The following is a 13,376-nucleotide window of genomic DNA, read 5'->3' as shown; positions in this document are numbered from 1 at the left end:
CGTGATCCACAACGGCAAGCCCTTCGACTCCAATTACTTGGTGAAAGGGCTTGCTATTCAAGACGGTATCTGACCCCCGAGATTTTTTGGGGTGTTCCGTTGCGCTCGCTTTGGAGGGAATTTCCGGATTCCAGTGCTAAGATGAATTGTTGCCGGCCGAAAAGCTCGCCCGGCCATTTGGGTCGGAGGCGATATGCGCTGGGCTACATTGATGTTGATTTCGGGGGCGGTGGTGTTGACTTCATGTGGCGGCGGCGGTGGGGCCAACGGCCAGAGCAGTGGCTCGGTTGTCGTCCAGCCGCCGGTCTTGCAGCCACCGCCGCCGCCGCGCGGAGCCGTCATCGGCGGCGCGACGCTGGTGCCGGTGACGTTGGCCGGCGGCACTTCCGCCGCGACGCTGGAACCCGGCGAACTCAAGTTGCTTGTCGATGCGTCGGTGGTGCTGGGAACGGCCTTGACCAGCACACCCGTATGCGGCATCACCACCTATACGCTCAAATATCATACCGTCGATGCGATGGTGGGCGCCACCGACGCCAGCACCGCCGTCATGGTTCCGTCAGGTAAGGATCCGGCCTGCCAGGGCAGCCGGCCGGTGCTGCTGTATGCGCATGGTACCACCGTGAAAAAGACCACCGACATGGCCGACCTGTCGGCCAGCGAGCCGCTGATGATCGCCGCCTTGTTCGCCGCCCAGGGCTATATCGTGGTGGCACCCAACTATGCCGGCTATGCGGGCTCGTCGCTGGGCTATCACGCCTATCTCGACGCCGCCCAGCAGTCGAGCGATATGGTCGACGCCCTGCGCGCCGCCCGCGTCGCCTTCGGGTCGATGAAAGCCGGCGCGTCGAGCCGGCTGATGCTGAGCGGCTATTCGCAGGGCGGCTATGTGGCGCTGGCAACGCAGCGCGCGATGCAGACCGATTACGCCGGCGAGTTCGCCGTCACGGCCGCCGCGCCGCTGTCCGGCCCGTATGCGCTGCTGCTGACCGGCGATACCATTTTCCGGGGCGCACCGACGGTGGGGGCGACCGGCTTCCTGCCGCTGGTGATCAACGCCGGCCAGCGCGCCGGCGCCGCGCTCTATGCGGGCACGGCCGATATCTACGAGGCCAGGTACGCCACCGGCATCGATACGCTGCTGCCTGGCGCGCGCGGGTTCGGCGATCTGGTGGCCGCCGGCAAGCTGCCCGACGATGTGCTGTTCGCGCAGGATTCCTTGCCGCAGGCGAGCGGCTATGCGTCGTTCTTCGGCGCCGATCATTTGATCCGGACCGCCTACCGCGACGCCTATCTGGCCGACCTGAGGGCCAACCCGTGCAACACCAGCGCCGCCAGCCCGCTCGCTTGCGCGCCGGCCCAGCCGTTGCGCCGCTGGCTGCTTAAAAACGATTTGCGCACCTATGCGCCGGCCGTGCCGCTGTTCTTTTGCGGCGGTAATGAGGACCCGGTGGTGTCGTTCACCAACACCCTGGCGACGGGCGCCTACTTCGCCGCCAGGGGCGCGACGGCGGTGACTGGACTGGATCTGGAGGAGACGTCGCTGGCGGCGCCGTACTTGACCACCCGGCTGCAATTCGCGGCCGCCAAGCAGGCGCTTCGTTTGGCCAACAAGTCGGTGAAAGACAGCTATCATGCCGGCCTGGTGGCGCCGCTTTGCTTGCGGGAAGCGCGGACGTTTTTCGATTCCGCCGCAAACCGCTAGCCGGCCAGTTGAGGGAAATTAAGTGTGGGTGGAAAAAGCCGAGCAATTGTTCCTTTTTTCTCACAGCTCGGCAGTTTGTCGGGTGTTTTGCTATACAAGCACGGCCGTCGCTGGCATATTAGCTGGCATGCGAATAGCACGCCCGTTCGTATCAAATCACAAAAGAATATTTACAGGAGACAACATGCGCAACACCAAATTTTCACTCGCTGCAATGACTCTGTTCGTCCTGGCGGGTTGCGGCGGCAGCGCCGACCCGAAGCCGGGCGATCAGACCATCAAAAACAAGTACAGCGCGCAGGTGTCGTTCGGCGATAGCCTGTCCGACGTAGGGTCGTATGCGGTCGGCACCGTCGCCGCGCTCAAAGGCGGTAAATTCACCATCAACGGCGACAACACCGCGATCGCCTCCACCCTGACCGGCAGAAATTGGACCGAACTGGTCGCCGCTCAGCTGGGCCTGCCAGCGCCGTGCGCGGCGGTCACCGGCCTCGATGGCGACGCGACCAAGGGCTTTTCGGTGCCGCAGGTGGCCCACGCCGGCTGCTACGGCTACGCACAGGGCGGCGCCCGCGTCACCAATCCTATTGGTCCGGGCAATAAATTAACCGGCAGCGCGCTGGGCGCATTGACGATTCCCGTCGTCACCCAGGTGGCCAACCACCTGAAGGCCGTCGGCGGCAAGTTCAAGGGCGACGAGATGGTCTTCGTCATGGCCGGCGGTAACGACGTGCTGTACCAGCTGGCCGCGCTGAGCGCCGGCGCCACGGCCGCCGGCACCGCCGCCGCCGGCCCTGTTTACTTGCAGAGCCTGGTGCCGCAACTGGCCGGCGGCGCCACCAACCCGCAGACCGCCGCGCAGGCCATCGCATTCGCCGCGCAAACGGAAGCGGCGCGCACCGGCAGCAGCCAGGCCAGCATCACCCAGGTCGCCATCGGCGCGGCCGCCGTCCAGCCGGGCAACTCGGCCGTCGCCTCGCAGGCTGTGTACGGTCCGATGGTCGCCAAGGCCACCGCCGACGCCACCGCCGCCGGCAACAAGGCCGGCCTCGATTACGCCACCGCCAAGGGACCGGAACTTGTCGCCGCGCTGGGCGCCGCCGGCACCGAGCTGGCCAACCTGGTCAAGACGCAGATCATCGCCAACGGCGCCAACTTCGTGACGGTGAACAACTTGCCGGACGTGGCCACCACGCCGTCGGGCCGTGGCCAGTCGGCCGCCACCCAGGCGCTGATCAACGCCATGGTGAGCGCCTTCAACAACGCGCTGACCGCCGGCCTGTCGGCCGAGGCCAAGGTGGTGATCGTCGACGTGTTCGCCGTCAGCCACGACCAGGCGACCAATCCCGGCCCTTACGGCCTGACCAACGTGACCGAGCCGGCCTGCGACCTGACCTCGCCGAAGAACGCGCTGGGCACGTCGCTGGTGTGCAACGGAAGCAACCTCAAACCGGGCGACGTCAGCCACTACTCGTTCGCCGACGAAGTCCACCCGACCCCGTTCAACAACCTGCTGCTGGCCCGCTACGTGTCCAGAAGCCTGGTGACCAAGGGCTGGCTGTAATTCTGTCTTCGGGCCGCCGCCCAAGGCGGCGCGCCGGACAACACCATTAAAAATCAGGAGACGATATGAACAAGGGTTTCAACACCACCGTAAAACTGCTGGCGCTGGCCGCCGCGATGTCGGTGGCCACGGCCGCGTCGGCGCAACAGACCGCCGGCACCTGGCTGGTCACCGCCGGTATCAACAAGATCACGCCGAAGGTCAAATCGGGCGACGTGTCGGCGCCGGCGCTGCCGGGCACCAAGGCCGACATCGATCCGGACACCAAGCCGCGCGTGGCGTTCGCGTACATGGTCACCGATAACATTTCCGGTGAAATCGATCTGGGCCTGCCGTACAAGCATGACCTGAACGGTTCGGGATCGATCGAGGGCACGGGCAAACTGGGTGATTCGGAAGTACTGCCGCCGACGGCGTTCATCCAGTACCGCTTCCTGCCGGCGAACGCGATGTTCCGCCCTTATGTCGGCCTGGGCATCACGTATGCGCACTTCCAGAAGGAACGCGGTTCGGGCCAGCTGACGGCGATCCTGAACACCGGCGGCCCGGGCTCGACCTTCAAGGTCGACGACAAATGGGCGGCCAGCTACCAGATCGGCGGCACCGTCAAGATCAACGAACAGTGGTTTGTCGACGCGACCGTGATCAAGACCCGGCTCAAGACCAAGGTGCATTTCTCGACCGGCCAGACCCAGGACATCCGCCTCGATCCGCTGGCGGTGAGCGTGAGCGTCGGCTACAACTTCAAGGGTTTCAATTTCTGATCGTCGGGCCTGGGCCGGATAAAAAAAACCGCTGCGATGTTTTGCAGCGGTTTTTTTTTCGTTCCTTGCCAGGATTTATTGGAATGCCTGGATGCCGGTCTGCGCGCGGCCCAGGATCAGGGCGTGGATGTCGTGCGTGCCCTCGTAGGTGTTGACCACCTCCAGGTTGACCATGTGGCGGATGATGCCGAACTCGTCCGAGATGCCGTTACCGCCGAGCATATCGCGCGCCATACGGGCGATGTCCAGCGACTTGCCGCAGGAATTGCGCTTCATCATCGAGGTGATTTCCACCGCCGCCGTGCCCGCGTCCTTCATGCGGCCCAGTTGCAAACAGCCCTGCAGGCCCAAGGTGATTTCGGTCTGCATGTCGGCCAGCTTCTTTTGCACCAGCTGGTTGGCCGCCAGCGGACGGCCGAACTGCGAGCGGTCCAGCACGTACTGGCGGGCGATGTGCCAGCACGCTTCGGCCGCGCCCAGCGCGCCCCAGGCGATGCCGTAACGGGCAGAGTTCAGGCAGGTGAACGGACCCTTCAAACCGCGCACATCCGGGAAGGCGTTCTCCTCCGGGCAGAACACGTTGTCCATGACGATCTCGCCGGTCAGCGACGCGCGCAGGCCGAACTTGCCGTGGATGGCGGGCGCGCTCAGGCCGGCCATGCCTTTTTCCAGCACGAAGCCACGGATCGCGCCCTCGTCGTCCTTGGCCCAGACCACGAACACGTCGGCCACCGGCGAGTTAGTGATCCACATCTTGGCGCCGCTCAGCGCGTAGCCGCCCGGCACCTTCTTGGCGCGGGTGATCATCGAGCCGGGATCGGAACCGTGGTTGGGCTCTGTCAAGCCGAAGCAGCCGATCCATTCGCCGGTCGCCAGCTTCGGCAGGTATTTCTGGCGCTGGGCCTCGGTGCCGAATTCGAAGATCGGCACCATCACCAGCGACGACTGCACGCTCATCATCGAGCGGTAGCCGGAGTCGACGCGCTCGACTTCGCGCGCGATCAGGCCGTAGGAGACGTAGTTCAGGCCGGGGCCGCCGTACTGGTCGGGAATGGTCGGGCCCAGCAGGCCCAGCTCGCCCATTTCGCGGAAGATCGAGGTGTCCATCTTCTCGTGGCGGAACGCCTCCAGGATGCGCGGGGCCAGCTTGTCCTGGCAATAGGCTGCGGCGGCGTCGCGCACCATGCGCTCGTCGTCGGTCAGTTGCTGGTCCAGCAACAAGGGGTCATCCCAGTGGAATTGGGCGCGGGCTTGGCTCATGGTGGTCTCTCATTATGGTGAATGCTGCCAGCATTCTATGCCGCGCCGCAGACCCCGGCTTTTCAAATGGCGACACCAATTTCCGTTTTTCGACGTTGCCCGGGGGGCTTAGCCCAGGCTGCCGAACTGGCCGCCGTGGAAGATCAGCGGCGGCGCCGGCGTAAATTCGCACAACTCGACCTCGCCGACGAAAATGACGTGGTCGCCCTCGGGATAGCGGCTGCGGTTGTGGCATTCGAACCAGGCCGAGCCGCCCTTGAGGATGGGATGGCCGGTGCGCGACAGTTCGTATTCGACGGTTTCCCACGGATTGCTGCCGCGCGTGGCGAACAGCTTGGCCAGGTGGGCCTGGCCGGCGCTGAGCACGTTGATTACATAATGCGAGTTACCCGTGAAGATGGGCATGCTGTTGGCGCCGTTCGACAGGCTCCACAGCACCAGCGGCGGATCGAGCGAGACCGAGTTGAAGGAGCTGGCGGTCAGGCCGCGGAACGTGCCGTCGGCCAGCCGGGTGGTGATCACGGTCACGCCGGTGGCGAACTGGCCCAGGGCTTGGCGGAAATGGGCGGTGTCGAAAGCGCGTTCTTCAGCGCGGGGGGAAATGGTATGCATGGCTTGGCCTGGGTTCTTTTAGCCATTATGCCAAAGATTTGTGGCGGCGACGGATTGCGTCCCACGGGGAGGCGGTAAACTAGCTGCGTGCGGCGCGCGATTGCGTTACAGTGGCCCATGGCAGGCGGCTTCGATACGGAGGGAGCAATGGGCAGCAATGGCGCGCCGGGCGCGGCGTTGGAGACGGCGGTTCTGGGCGGTGGCTGCTTTTGGTGCCTGGAGGCCGTGTACCTGGAGGTGAAGGGCGTCGTTAGCGTCGAGTCCGGCTACACCGGCGGCGCCATGCTCCATCCCACGTATGAACAAGTGTGCGTCGGCGATACCGGCCACGCCGAAGTGGTGAAATTGCAATTTGATCCATCCGTCATCGCCTATCACGACATCCTGGAGATTTTCTTCACGATCCACGACCCGACCACCCTGAACCGCCAGGGCAACGATGTCGGCACGCAGTACCGCTCGGTCATCTGTTACCAGTCGCCGGAGCAGGAGGCGACCGCGCGCCAGGTCGTCGCCGAGATGGCCAATGTGTGGGACGCGCCCATCGTCACCGAGTTGTCGCCGGCCCGGCCGTTCTACAAGGCCGAGGACTATCACCAGGATTATTTCCGACGGCATCCGTTGCAGGGATATTGCGCGTTCGTGGTCGCGCCCAAGGTGGCCAAGTTCCGCAAGATCCATGGCCACCGGATGAAATAGTGCCATGACCACCGCGGCAAATTACTTCTAGACCACGTAGGGCGGATTAGGCGGAACGCCGTAATCCGCCACCGATGAGCCGCCGGCGGAGTTTGGCGGATTACGCTGCGCTAATCCGCCCTACTTGTCTCCGCGCCTCGCCCGTCGTCCGTGTCCAGCGCCAAAATAGTCGGATACATGTGTTTTCGAGACCACGGCAACGTGCCGCTGCGCTGCCCGGCCTTGTGGCCGACGATTTGATACAGGCTGATCCAGTCCTGCTCGAACGCGTAGCTGCAGCCGGCCAGGTACACGTGCCAGATCCGGTAGCGCTTGTCCCCGGCCAGCTTGCGCAGGCGCTCGGCGTGCGCTTCGAAATTGTCGGTCCAGATGGCGCACGTGCGGGCGTAGTGCCGGCGCAGGTTTTCCACGTCGTAGGCCTCCAGGCCGCCTTGCTGCATCGCCTTGAGTACGCTGCCGATATGCGCCAGCTCGCCATGCGGGAACACATATTTGTCGATGAACTCGCCGCCGCCGTACGGCGTCTCGCCGTTGTCCGCGTCGGTGGAGGTGATGCCGTGATTCATCACCAGCCCGTCAGGCGCCAGCAGGCGCTCGATGGCGGCGAAGTACTCCGGCAAATGCCGCAGGCCGACATGCTCGAACATGCCGACGCTGGTGATGCGGTCGAATTGTCCGCGCACGTCGCGGTAGTCTTGCAGCCGGATCTCGACCAGGTGTTCGAGTCCGGCCAGCCGCACGCGCTGCTTGGCCAGCGCATACTGGTTTTCCGACAAGGTGACGCCGACGCAGCGCACCCGGTATTGCTGCGCGGCGCGGATCACCAGCGCACCCCAGCCGCAGCCGATGTCGAGCAGGGTGTGTTGCGGCTGCAGCGCGATCTTGCGCAGGATGTGGTCGATCTTCTTGAGCTGGGCGGTGGCCAGGTCCTCGTCGCCGTCTTCGAAGTAGGCGCAGGAATAGACCATGTTCGGATCGAGGAACTGCGCGTAGAAGTCGTTGGAGACGTCGTAGTGGTAGCGGATCGCCTCGGCGTCCTTTTGCTTGTCGTGCCTCATGCTTCGGGCGAGGCGCGAGAGCTTGCGCTCGGGCTTGAGCGTGGTGCGCGCCAGCGCGTTGACGACGGCGATCATGTCGCGCGCCGCGCCCTTGACCTCGATCGCGCCTTCCACATAGGCCGTGCCCAGGTTGGCCAACGACGGTTTGAGCAGGTAGCGCGCGGCGGACACGTCGGGCAGGCGTATCGTCACGCGCGGCGCCTCGTTGGAAAAGTCGACGCATTGGCCGTTCCATAGTTCAATGCGCAGTGGGAGCGCGATCTGCCGCCGGATGCCGGCGATCCAGGCGCTGAAGCGGTTTTGTACGAACACTTGTGCGAACACGATAGACCTCCGGTTCAGAAATAAAAAGACCACCGCAAGCGATGGTCCGGTTCCGAATCGGCGCGCGTTCGCGTGCCGTGGCTACGGCTGCAAGCGCTCCTTGATCCAGCGGCCATCCGCTTGTTTGACATACACGATCCGGTCGTGGAAGCGCGAGCGGCGCCCCTGCCAGAACTCGATGCGCACCGGTTCGAGGCGGTAACCGCCCCAGTGTTCCGGCCGCACCGGATGCTCGCCGCTGATGGCGGCCGACGCATCGTAATTGGCTTCCATCTGTTCCCGGTTGGCGATGGGCGCGCTCTGCCGCGAGGCGATCGCGGCGATCTGGCTCTTCACCGGCCGGCTGTAGAAGTATTGATCACTTTCCTCGCTTGAAGTTTTGACGACCTTGCCTTCAATGCGCACCTGGCGCTCGAGTTCGTTCCAAAAGAATAGCAGCGCCGCGTGCGGGTTGTCACGCAATTGTTGGCCTTTCTGGCTGTCATAGTTGGTGTACCAGGTGAAGCCGCGCTGGTCGAATTGCTTGATCAGAACAATGCGCGAGGTCGGCCTGCCGTCGGCGCCCACCGTGGCCACGCTCATCGCGTTCGGTTCGTTGACTTTTGCGTGCAGCGCCTCGTCGAACCATTTGCCGAACTGCGCGATCGGATCGTCGAGAACGTCCGCTTCCGTCAGACTGGCGCGGCCATAATCGAGGCGCAGATCGGCCAGCACCACCCCATCGGCCACGGCGTTGGCGATGGCCACCTGTTTTTGTTCCGGCACCTGGCTTTGCGGCAATTCGGGCGTGATGCCGCGCCGCGCTTGCATGGCGCTGCCCAGTTGCGCCATCTGCTCGGGGCTGAACAGCCGCTTGGCCATCGGCGCGATGTTCGCTTCCTCCTTGGCCATGTGGGCGGCGTAGGCGTCGCAGAAGCGCTGCACGTCCGGCGTGGACAGCTCCGCGCTGTCGCCGGCCGCGATTTTCTCCAGCTGCGCCCGCACGATCTCCCAGTCCTTGTCCATGCGCTGGTGGTCGGCCAGGATGCCCGGCACCAATTCGTCGAGCAGCGCGGCGTCGGCGTCGCGGGCGGTGGCCTGCAACATCGGCATCAGGTTTTGCTCTTCGTCGTCATGATGCAGGTGGGCGGCGTTGTTGAAATATTTGAGCACGGCCTGCGCGGCCTTTTGCGCCTCGGCGTCGGCGCCGTGGGCGGGCAGGTGGGCCAGCAGGTTTTGCATCGTCAACAATTGCTTGCGGATACGGTCGTGGCAATGTTTCAAAACTGCTATCGGTTGGCTGAAATCGGGGGCGGTGTCGAACAGGGGTTTATTCTCTGTGTTGCTCATGGCGTGGGGCTTAGGCTAGGGGGGAAAGTCATTCTAGAATAATTCTTGTCGCCGGGTCCGGTAAAATGGCGGGATGAACAGCATCTCTGACCCTAATGTCGACGCGGAAGTCGACTTCGACCGCCGTTTCGGCGGCATCGCCCGATTGTACGGCGAACGCGCGCTGGCGCGCTTCCGTGGCGCCCACGTGTGCGTGGTCGGCGTCGGCGGCGTCGGCTCGTGGATCGTCGAGGCGCTGGCCCGCAGCGCCATCGGCCAACTGACCTTGATCGACCTCGACAACGTGGCCGAGTCGAACATCAACCGCCAGATCCAGGCGCTGACCGGCACCGTGGGCCAGGCCAAGATCAGCGCGCTGGCCGAGCGCATCGCGCAGATCAATCCCTATTGCGTGGTCAACCAGATCGAGGACTTCGTCAGCGCCGACAACCTCGACGAGATGCTCGGCGCCGGCAAGTTCGACTACGTGGTCGACGCCATCGACAGCGTCAAGGCCAAGGCCGCGATGATCGCGTATTGCCGCCAGCATGCGCTGCCGCTGGTCATCATCGGCAGCGCCGGCGGCCAGACCGACCCGACCCAGATCGCCGTGCGCGACCTGGCCCGCACCGAGCAGGAACCGCTGCTGAAAAAGGTGCGCAAGGTCTTGCGCAGCCAGTACGGTTACCCGCGCGGCGAGAAAACCAAGTTCCACGTGGACGCCGTGTTCTCGATGGAGCCGCTCAAGTTTCCCGAAACGGGCGAGGTGTGCGCGGTCGACGGCGACGACCGCGCCGGCGGCGTGACCGGCTTGAACTGCGCCGGCTTCGGCTCGGCGATGGTGGTCACGGCCACCTTCGGCATGGTCGCCGCCGGCCACGTGCTGCGCCAGCTGGCCGACGGCGCGCAGGCGGCGCCGGAGCCGGTACACGCGGTGGCGGCTGCCGCGACGCCGTAGATTTTATCCGGTGCGCGGGGCAGGTTTGCTATCATTGTGCGCGCTGGCACGGCCGCCGTGCCGTCCAAAGAAACTCATTGAAAGAAAAAACATGACGCGTAGTTCCGTTTTAGTAGCAATGCTGTGCGCGCTGGCGGCCTCCGTGGCCCAGGCCCAGACTCCCGCCGCTCCTGCCGCGCCAGCGGCACAAGCCGCGCAACCAGCACCTGCGGCGCCGACCACAACCGCCACCCCCGCCGTCGCGCCGCCACCGCCGCCGATGGTTGTCGGTTCGGCCACCCCGGGTCCGGCCGCCGAGCAACTGATCATCACCGACACCAAGGTCGGCACCGGCAAGGAAGCGAGCACCGGCGCCACCGTCTACATGCACTACACCGGCTGGCTGTATCGTCCACTGGCGAAAAACATGCACGGCAAGCAGTTCGATTCGTCGATTCCACGCGGCGAACCGCTCGACTTCGTGCTCGGCGCCGGCCGCGTCATCAAGGGTTGGGACCAGGGCATCCAGGGCATGAAGGTCGGCGGCAAGCGCACCCTGATCATTCCTTCCGAGCTGGCCTACGGCTCGCGTCCCTCGCCGGGCAGCGGCATCCCGCCGAATTCGGCACTGATCTTCGACGTCGAACTGATGGATGTGAAGTAAGCCATTTCGATTTGGTTTTCGATTTCGTAGGGCGGATTAGGCGGAACGCCGTAATCGGCCCTACGTGATTTAGAATTTGGCGGGAAGACGTTATTCGCGCGCGGGAGGAGTAGACTAACTACTCCCCATCGCGCGGAGGTTTTTTCCATGAAAATTGCCAACGACGTTACTGAACTGATCGGCCGCACCCCGCTGGTGCGGCTGCATCGATTGACCCAAGGCCTGGCCGCCGAAGTACTGGTCAAACTGGAATACTGCAACCCGGCCCACAGCGTGAAAGACCGCATCGGCCTGTCCATGATCGAAGCGGCCGAGGCGGCCGGCCAGATCCATCCCGACACCATCATCCTCGAACCGACCAGCGGCAACACCGGCATCGCGCTGGCGATGGTCTGCGCCGCGCGCGGCTACCGCTGCACGCTGGTCATGCCGGATACCATGAGCCGCGAGCGCCGCATGCTGCTGCGCGCCTACGGCGCCGAGTTGATCCTCACGCCGGGCAGCGAAGGCATGCTGGGCGCCATCCACCGCGCCGAGGCGCTGGCCGAGGGCGACCGCCGCTACCTGATGCCGCAGCAGTTCAACAATCCCGCCAATCCGGATGTGCACCGCCGCACGACGGCCGAGGAAATCTGGAACGACACCGACGGCCGCGCCGACATCCTGGTGGCCGGCGTGGGCACCGGCGGCACCATCACCGGCGTGGGCGAGGTGATCAAGGCGCGCAAGCCGGAGTTCCGCTGCATCGCGGTCGAGCCGGAGGCCTCGCCGGTGCTGGCCAAGGGCGTCAAGGGACCGCACCCGCTGCAGGGCATCGGCGCCGGTTTCGTGCCGGCCGTGCTCAATACGCGGGTGTACGACGAGATCATCGGCGTGAGCAACGACAACGCCTTCGAGACCGCGCGCCAGGCGGCCAGCCAGGAAGGACTGCTGGTGGGAATATCGTCGGGCGCGGCGCTGTGGGCCGCGCTGCAAGTGGCGCGCCGACCGGAAAGCGCCGGCAAGATGATCGTGACGATCATCCCGTCGTTCGGCGAGCGCTACCTGAGCACGGCGCTATATGCCAAGTTTGTTGATTAGTGCGCCGGCTCCTGCAGGCAGCACTCGTGCACCGTGGTGCCGAGCCGTACCTGCAAGGTGCTGTGCTGGATTGAAAAATCCTCGCGCAGTTGCCGGGTAATGTCATCGACCGCCATGTCGCCCGGATAACCGGCCGGCGTGACCAGTTGCGCGGTAAGGGCGGTCTCGGTGGTGCTCATCGCCCAGATATGCAGGTCGTGCACCTCGGTCACGCCGGGGCGGTCGCGCAGGAACTGCTCGATCTCGCCGCGATCGACATTGTCCGGCACGGCCGCCAGCATCATGCGCAGCGATTGCTTGAGCAGCGACCACGTGCTGTAGACGATGATGGCCACGATCACCATGCTGACCGCCGGATCGACCCAGTTCCAGCCGGAATAGCGGACGATCACGCCGGCCACCAGCACGCCCAGCGAGATCGCGGCGTCGGCGGCCATGTGCAGATAGGCGCCACGGATATTGATGTCGTCCTTGCTGCCCGACATGAACAACCAAGCCGAGAAACCGTTGATCAGAATGCCGACGCCGGCCACCACCGACACGGTCAGGCCGCCCACCGGCTCGGGACGGGCCAGTTGCTGCACGGCCTCGAAGGCGATGCCGCCGCAGGCGACCATCAGCAGCATGGCGTTGAACAGCGCCGCCAGCATCGAGGTGCTGCGCAGGCCGTAGGTGTAGCGCTGGTTGGGCAGGCGCTTGGCCAGGATCGCCGCGCCCCAGGCCAGCATCAGACCCAGCACGTCGGACAGGTTGTGGCCGGCGTCGGCCATCAGCGCGGTGGAGTTGGCCAGGAAACCGTAGAAGAACTCGACGCCGACGAAGGCCAGGTTGAGCACGATGGCGATGGCGAAGGCGCGGCCCATGGTGTTGGGATCGCCGTGATGGTGGTGGCCGTGCGCGTGATCGTGCCCGTGACCATGATCGTGGGAGTGGCCTTTCGCGGCCTTGGCGGGCGCGTGGCCGTGATCATGCTCGTGATCGTGGTGGTCATGGCCGTGATGGTCGTGGTGCTTGCTCATGCTTCGTTCCCGTTGGAAGGTTCGGCGATATGTTCCAGCATATCGTTCAGGACGTCGCTGATATGCGCATCGGCGGCGGAGTAGAAAACTTGTTTGCCTTGCCGCTCGGCCTTCACAATGCGCGCCGCGCGCAGCAAGCGCAAGTGGTGGCTCACGAGCGAACTGCTCAGTTCCAGGGAAGTGGCGATGTCGCTGACCGCGATCGGCGCCGCCACGCAGGCGAGCACGATGCGCAAGCGGGTCGGATCGCCCAGCAGGTGGAACAGGTCGGCCAATTGCGCGATGGCGGGATCGACGCCGGTATAGTCGTGTTGGCAGCTCATGTATTTTGTATAACTCATCATGTGAACAGGTATTCACATGTTAGCACGAAAAAAGAAAC

The 13,376-nt window shown here is 64.6% G+C and carries 13 protein-coding genes; 7 read left to right on the top strand and 6 right to left on the bottom strand.

Translation table 11 applies throughout. The features are described from left to right. Positions 1-193: 193 nt before the first annotated feature. The 3 genes from AC07P1_RS28965 to AC07P1_RS28955 all read left to right on the top strand — a co-directional run bounded on the left by AC07P1_RS28965 (position 194) and on the right by AC07P1_RS28955 (position 4,033). Positions 194-1,705 (top strand): alpha/beta hydrolase family protein, encoded by a 1,512-nt coding sequence (locus AC07P1_RS28965; RefSeq protein ID WP_494699083.1) that lies wholly within the window; start codon positions 194-196, stop codon positions 1,703-1,705. Positions 1,706-1,889: 184 nt separating this feature from the next. After that, entirely contained in the window at positions 1,890-3,269 is a 1,380-nt protein-coding gene (locus AC07P1_RS28960; RefSeq protein WP_494699082.1) for an SGNH/GDSL hydrolase family protein, read from the top strand. A 65-nt stretch (positions 3,270-3,334) separates the two neighbouring features. Then, positions 3,335-4,033 (top strand): OmpW/AlkL family protein, encoded by a 699-nt coding sequence (locus AC07P1_RS28955; RefSeq protein ID WP_494699081.1) that lies wholly within the window; start codon positions 3,335-3,337, stop codon positions 4,031-4,033. Between the two features lie 75 nt (positions 4,034-4,108). Here the strand turns inward: AC07P1_RS28955 and AC07P1_RS28950 are convergent, their stop codons facing one another. Then, on the bottom strand, positions 4,109-5,293 hold the full coding sequence (locus tag AC07P1_RS28950) for an acyl-CoA dehydrogenase (protein ID WP_494699080.1): 1,185 nt from the start codon (positions 5,291-5,293) through the stop codon (positions 4,109-4,111). 108 nt (positions 5,294-5,401) lie between these two features. Continuing rightward, positions 5,402-5,905, bottom strand: a complete 504-nt coding sequence (locus AC07P1_RS28945) for a flavin reductase family protein (protein WP_363509817.1) — start codon at positions 5,903-5,905, stop codon at positions 5,402-5,404. 147 nt (positions 5,906-6,052) lie between these two features. On the opposite strand from AC07P1_RS28945, the gene msrA reads away from it, so the two are divergent. After that, on the top strand, positions 6,053-6,604 hold the full coding sequence (gene msrA, locus AC07P1_RS28940; protein WP_494699079.1) for a peptide-methionine (S)-S-oxide reductase MsrA: 552 nt from the start codon (positions 6,053-6,055) through the stop codon (positions 6,602-6,604). 110 nt (positions 6,605-6,714) lie between these two features. Here the strand turns inward: msrA and AC07P1_RS28935 are convergent, their stop codons facing one another. Next, entirely contained in the window at positions 6,715-7,974 is a 1,260-nt protein-coding gene (locus AC07P1_RS28935; RefSeq protein WP_494699093.1) for a class I SAM-dependent methyltransferase, read from the bottom strand. Positions 7,975-8,067: 93 nt separating this feature from the next. Beyond that, a complete protein-coding gene (gene pdxH / locus AC07P1_RS28930) occupies positions 8,068-9,315 on the bottom strand; it encodes a pyridoxamine 5'-phosphate oxidase (RefSeq protein ID WP_494699078.1) in 1,248 nt (415 codons plus the stop codon). 73 nt (positions 9,316-9,388) lie between these two features. Between pdxH and tcdA the strand changes: the two genes are divergently transcribed. The 3 genes from tcdA to cysK all read left to right on the top strand — a co-directional run bounded on the left by tcdA (position 9,389) and on the right by cysK (position 11,975). After that, the gene (tcdA, locus tag AC07P1_RS28925; RefSeq protein ID WP_494699077.1) at positions 9,389-10,252 is read left to right on the top strand and encodes a tRNA cyclic N6-threonylcarbamoyladenosine(37) synthase TcdA; all 864 of its coding nucleotides are present in this window, start codon (positions 9,389-9,391) and stop codon (positions 10,250-10,252) included. Between the two features lie 118 nt (positions 10,253-10,370). Continuing rightward, the gene (locus AC07P1_RS28920; protein WP_494699092.1) at positions 10,371-10,895 is read left to right on the top strand and encodes an FKBP-type peptidyl-prolyl cis-trans isomerase; all 525 of its coding nucleotides are present in this window, start codon (positions 10,371-10,373) and stop codon (positions 10,893-10,895) included. A 147-nt stretch (positions 10,896-11,042) separates the two neighbouring features. Continuing rightward, positions 11,043-11,975 carry a cysteine synthase A gene (gene cysK, locus AC07P1_RS28915; protein WP_494699076.1) on the top strand — a complete coding sequence of 311 codons (933 nt, stop codon included), beginning with the start codon at positions 11,043-11,045 and terminating at the stop codon, positions 11,973-11,975. Here the strand turns inward: cysK and AC07P1_RS28910 are convergent. Next, positions 11,972-12,994 (bottom strand): cation diffusion facilitator family transporter, encoded by a 1,023-nt coding sequence (locus AC07P1_RS28910; RefSeq protein WP_494699075.1) that lies wholly within the window; start codon positions 12,992-12,994, stop codon positions 11,972-11,974. The genes cysK and AC07P1_RS28910 overlap by 4 nt on opposite strands. Continuing rightward, positions 12,991-13,317 carry an ArsR/SmtB family transcription factor gene (locus AC07P1_RS28905; protein ID WP_363509829.1) on the bottom strand — a complete coding sequence of 109 codons (327 nt, stop codon included), beginning with the start codon at positions 13,315-13,317 and terminating at the stop codon, positions 12,991-12,993. The genes AC07P1_RS28910 and AC07P1_RS28905 overlap by 4 nt, the downstream gene beginning before the upstream one ends. Positions 13,318-13,376: the final 59 nt, after the last annotated feature.

The sequence above is a fragment of the Duganella sp. GW821-FHT07F09 genome (genome assembly GCF_059418705.1).
The sequence above is the reverse complement of the archived record's forward strand: the minus strand, read 5'-3'. Positions and strand labels throughout refer to the sequence as shown.

Bases quoted from the DNA above. Each gene is read 5' to 3' on its own strand.
- AC07P1_RS28965 (WP_494699083.1), top strand. From the start codon at position 194: ATGCGCTGGGCTACATTGATGTTGATTTCGGGGGCGGTGGTGTTGACT.
- AC07P1_RS28960 (WP_494699082.1), top strand. From the start codon at position 1,890: ATGCGCAACACCAAATTTTCACTCGCTGCAATGACTCTGTTCGTCCTG.
- AC07P1_RS28955 (WP_494699081.1), top strand. From the start codon at position 3,335: ATGAACAAGGGTTTCAACACCACCGTAAAACTGCTGGCGCTGGCCGCC.
- AC07P1_RS28950 (WP_494699080.1), bottom strand. From the start codon at position 5,293: ATGAGCCAAGCCCGCGCCCAATTCCACTGGGATGACCCCTTGTTGCTG.
- AC07P1_RS28945 (WP_363509817.1), bottom strand. From the start codon at position 5,905: ATGCATACCATTTCCCCCCGCGCTGAAGAACGCGCTTTCGACACCGCC.
- msrA (WP_494699079.1), top strand. From the start codon at position 6,053: ATGGGCAGCAATGGCGCGCCGGGCGCGGCGTTGGAGACGGCGGTTCTG.
- pdxH (WP_494699078.1), bottom strand. From the start codon at position 9,315: ATGAGCAACACAGAGAATAAACCCCTGTTCGACACCGCCCCCGATTTC.
- tcdA (WP_494699077.1), top strand. From the start codon at position 9,389: ATGAACAGCATCTCTGACCCTAATGTCGACGCGGAAGTCGACTTCGAC.
- AC07P1_RS28920 (WP_494699092.1), top strand. From the start codon at position 10,371: ATGCTGTGCGCGCTGGCGGCCTCCGTGGCCCAGGCCCAGACTCCCGCC.
- cysK (WP_494699076.1), top strand. From the start codon at position 11,043: ATGAAAATTGCCAACGACGTTACTGAACTGATCGGCCGCACCCCGCTG.
- AC07P1_RS28910 (WP_494699075.1), bottom strand. From the start codon at position 12,994: ATGAGCAAGCACCACGACCATCACGGCCATGACCACCACGATCACGAG.
- AC07P1_RS28905 (WP_363509829.1), bottom strand. From the start codon at position 13,317: ATGAGCTGCCAACACGACTATACCGGCGTCGATCCCGCCATCGCGCAA.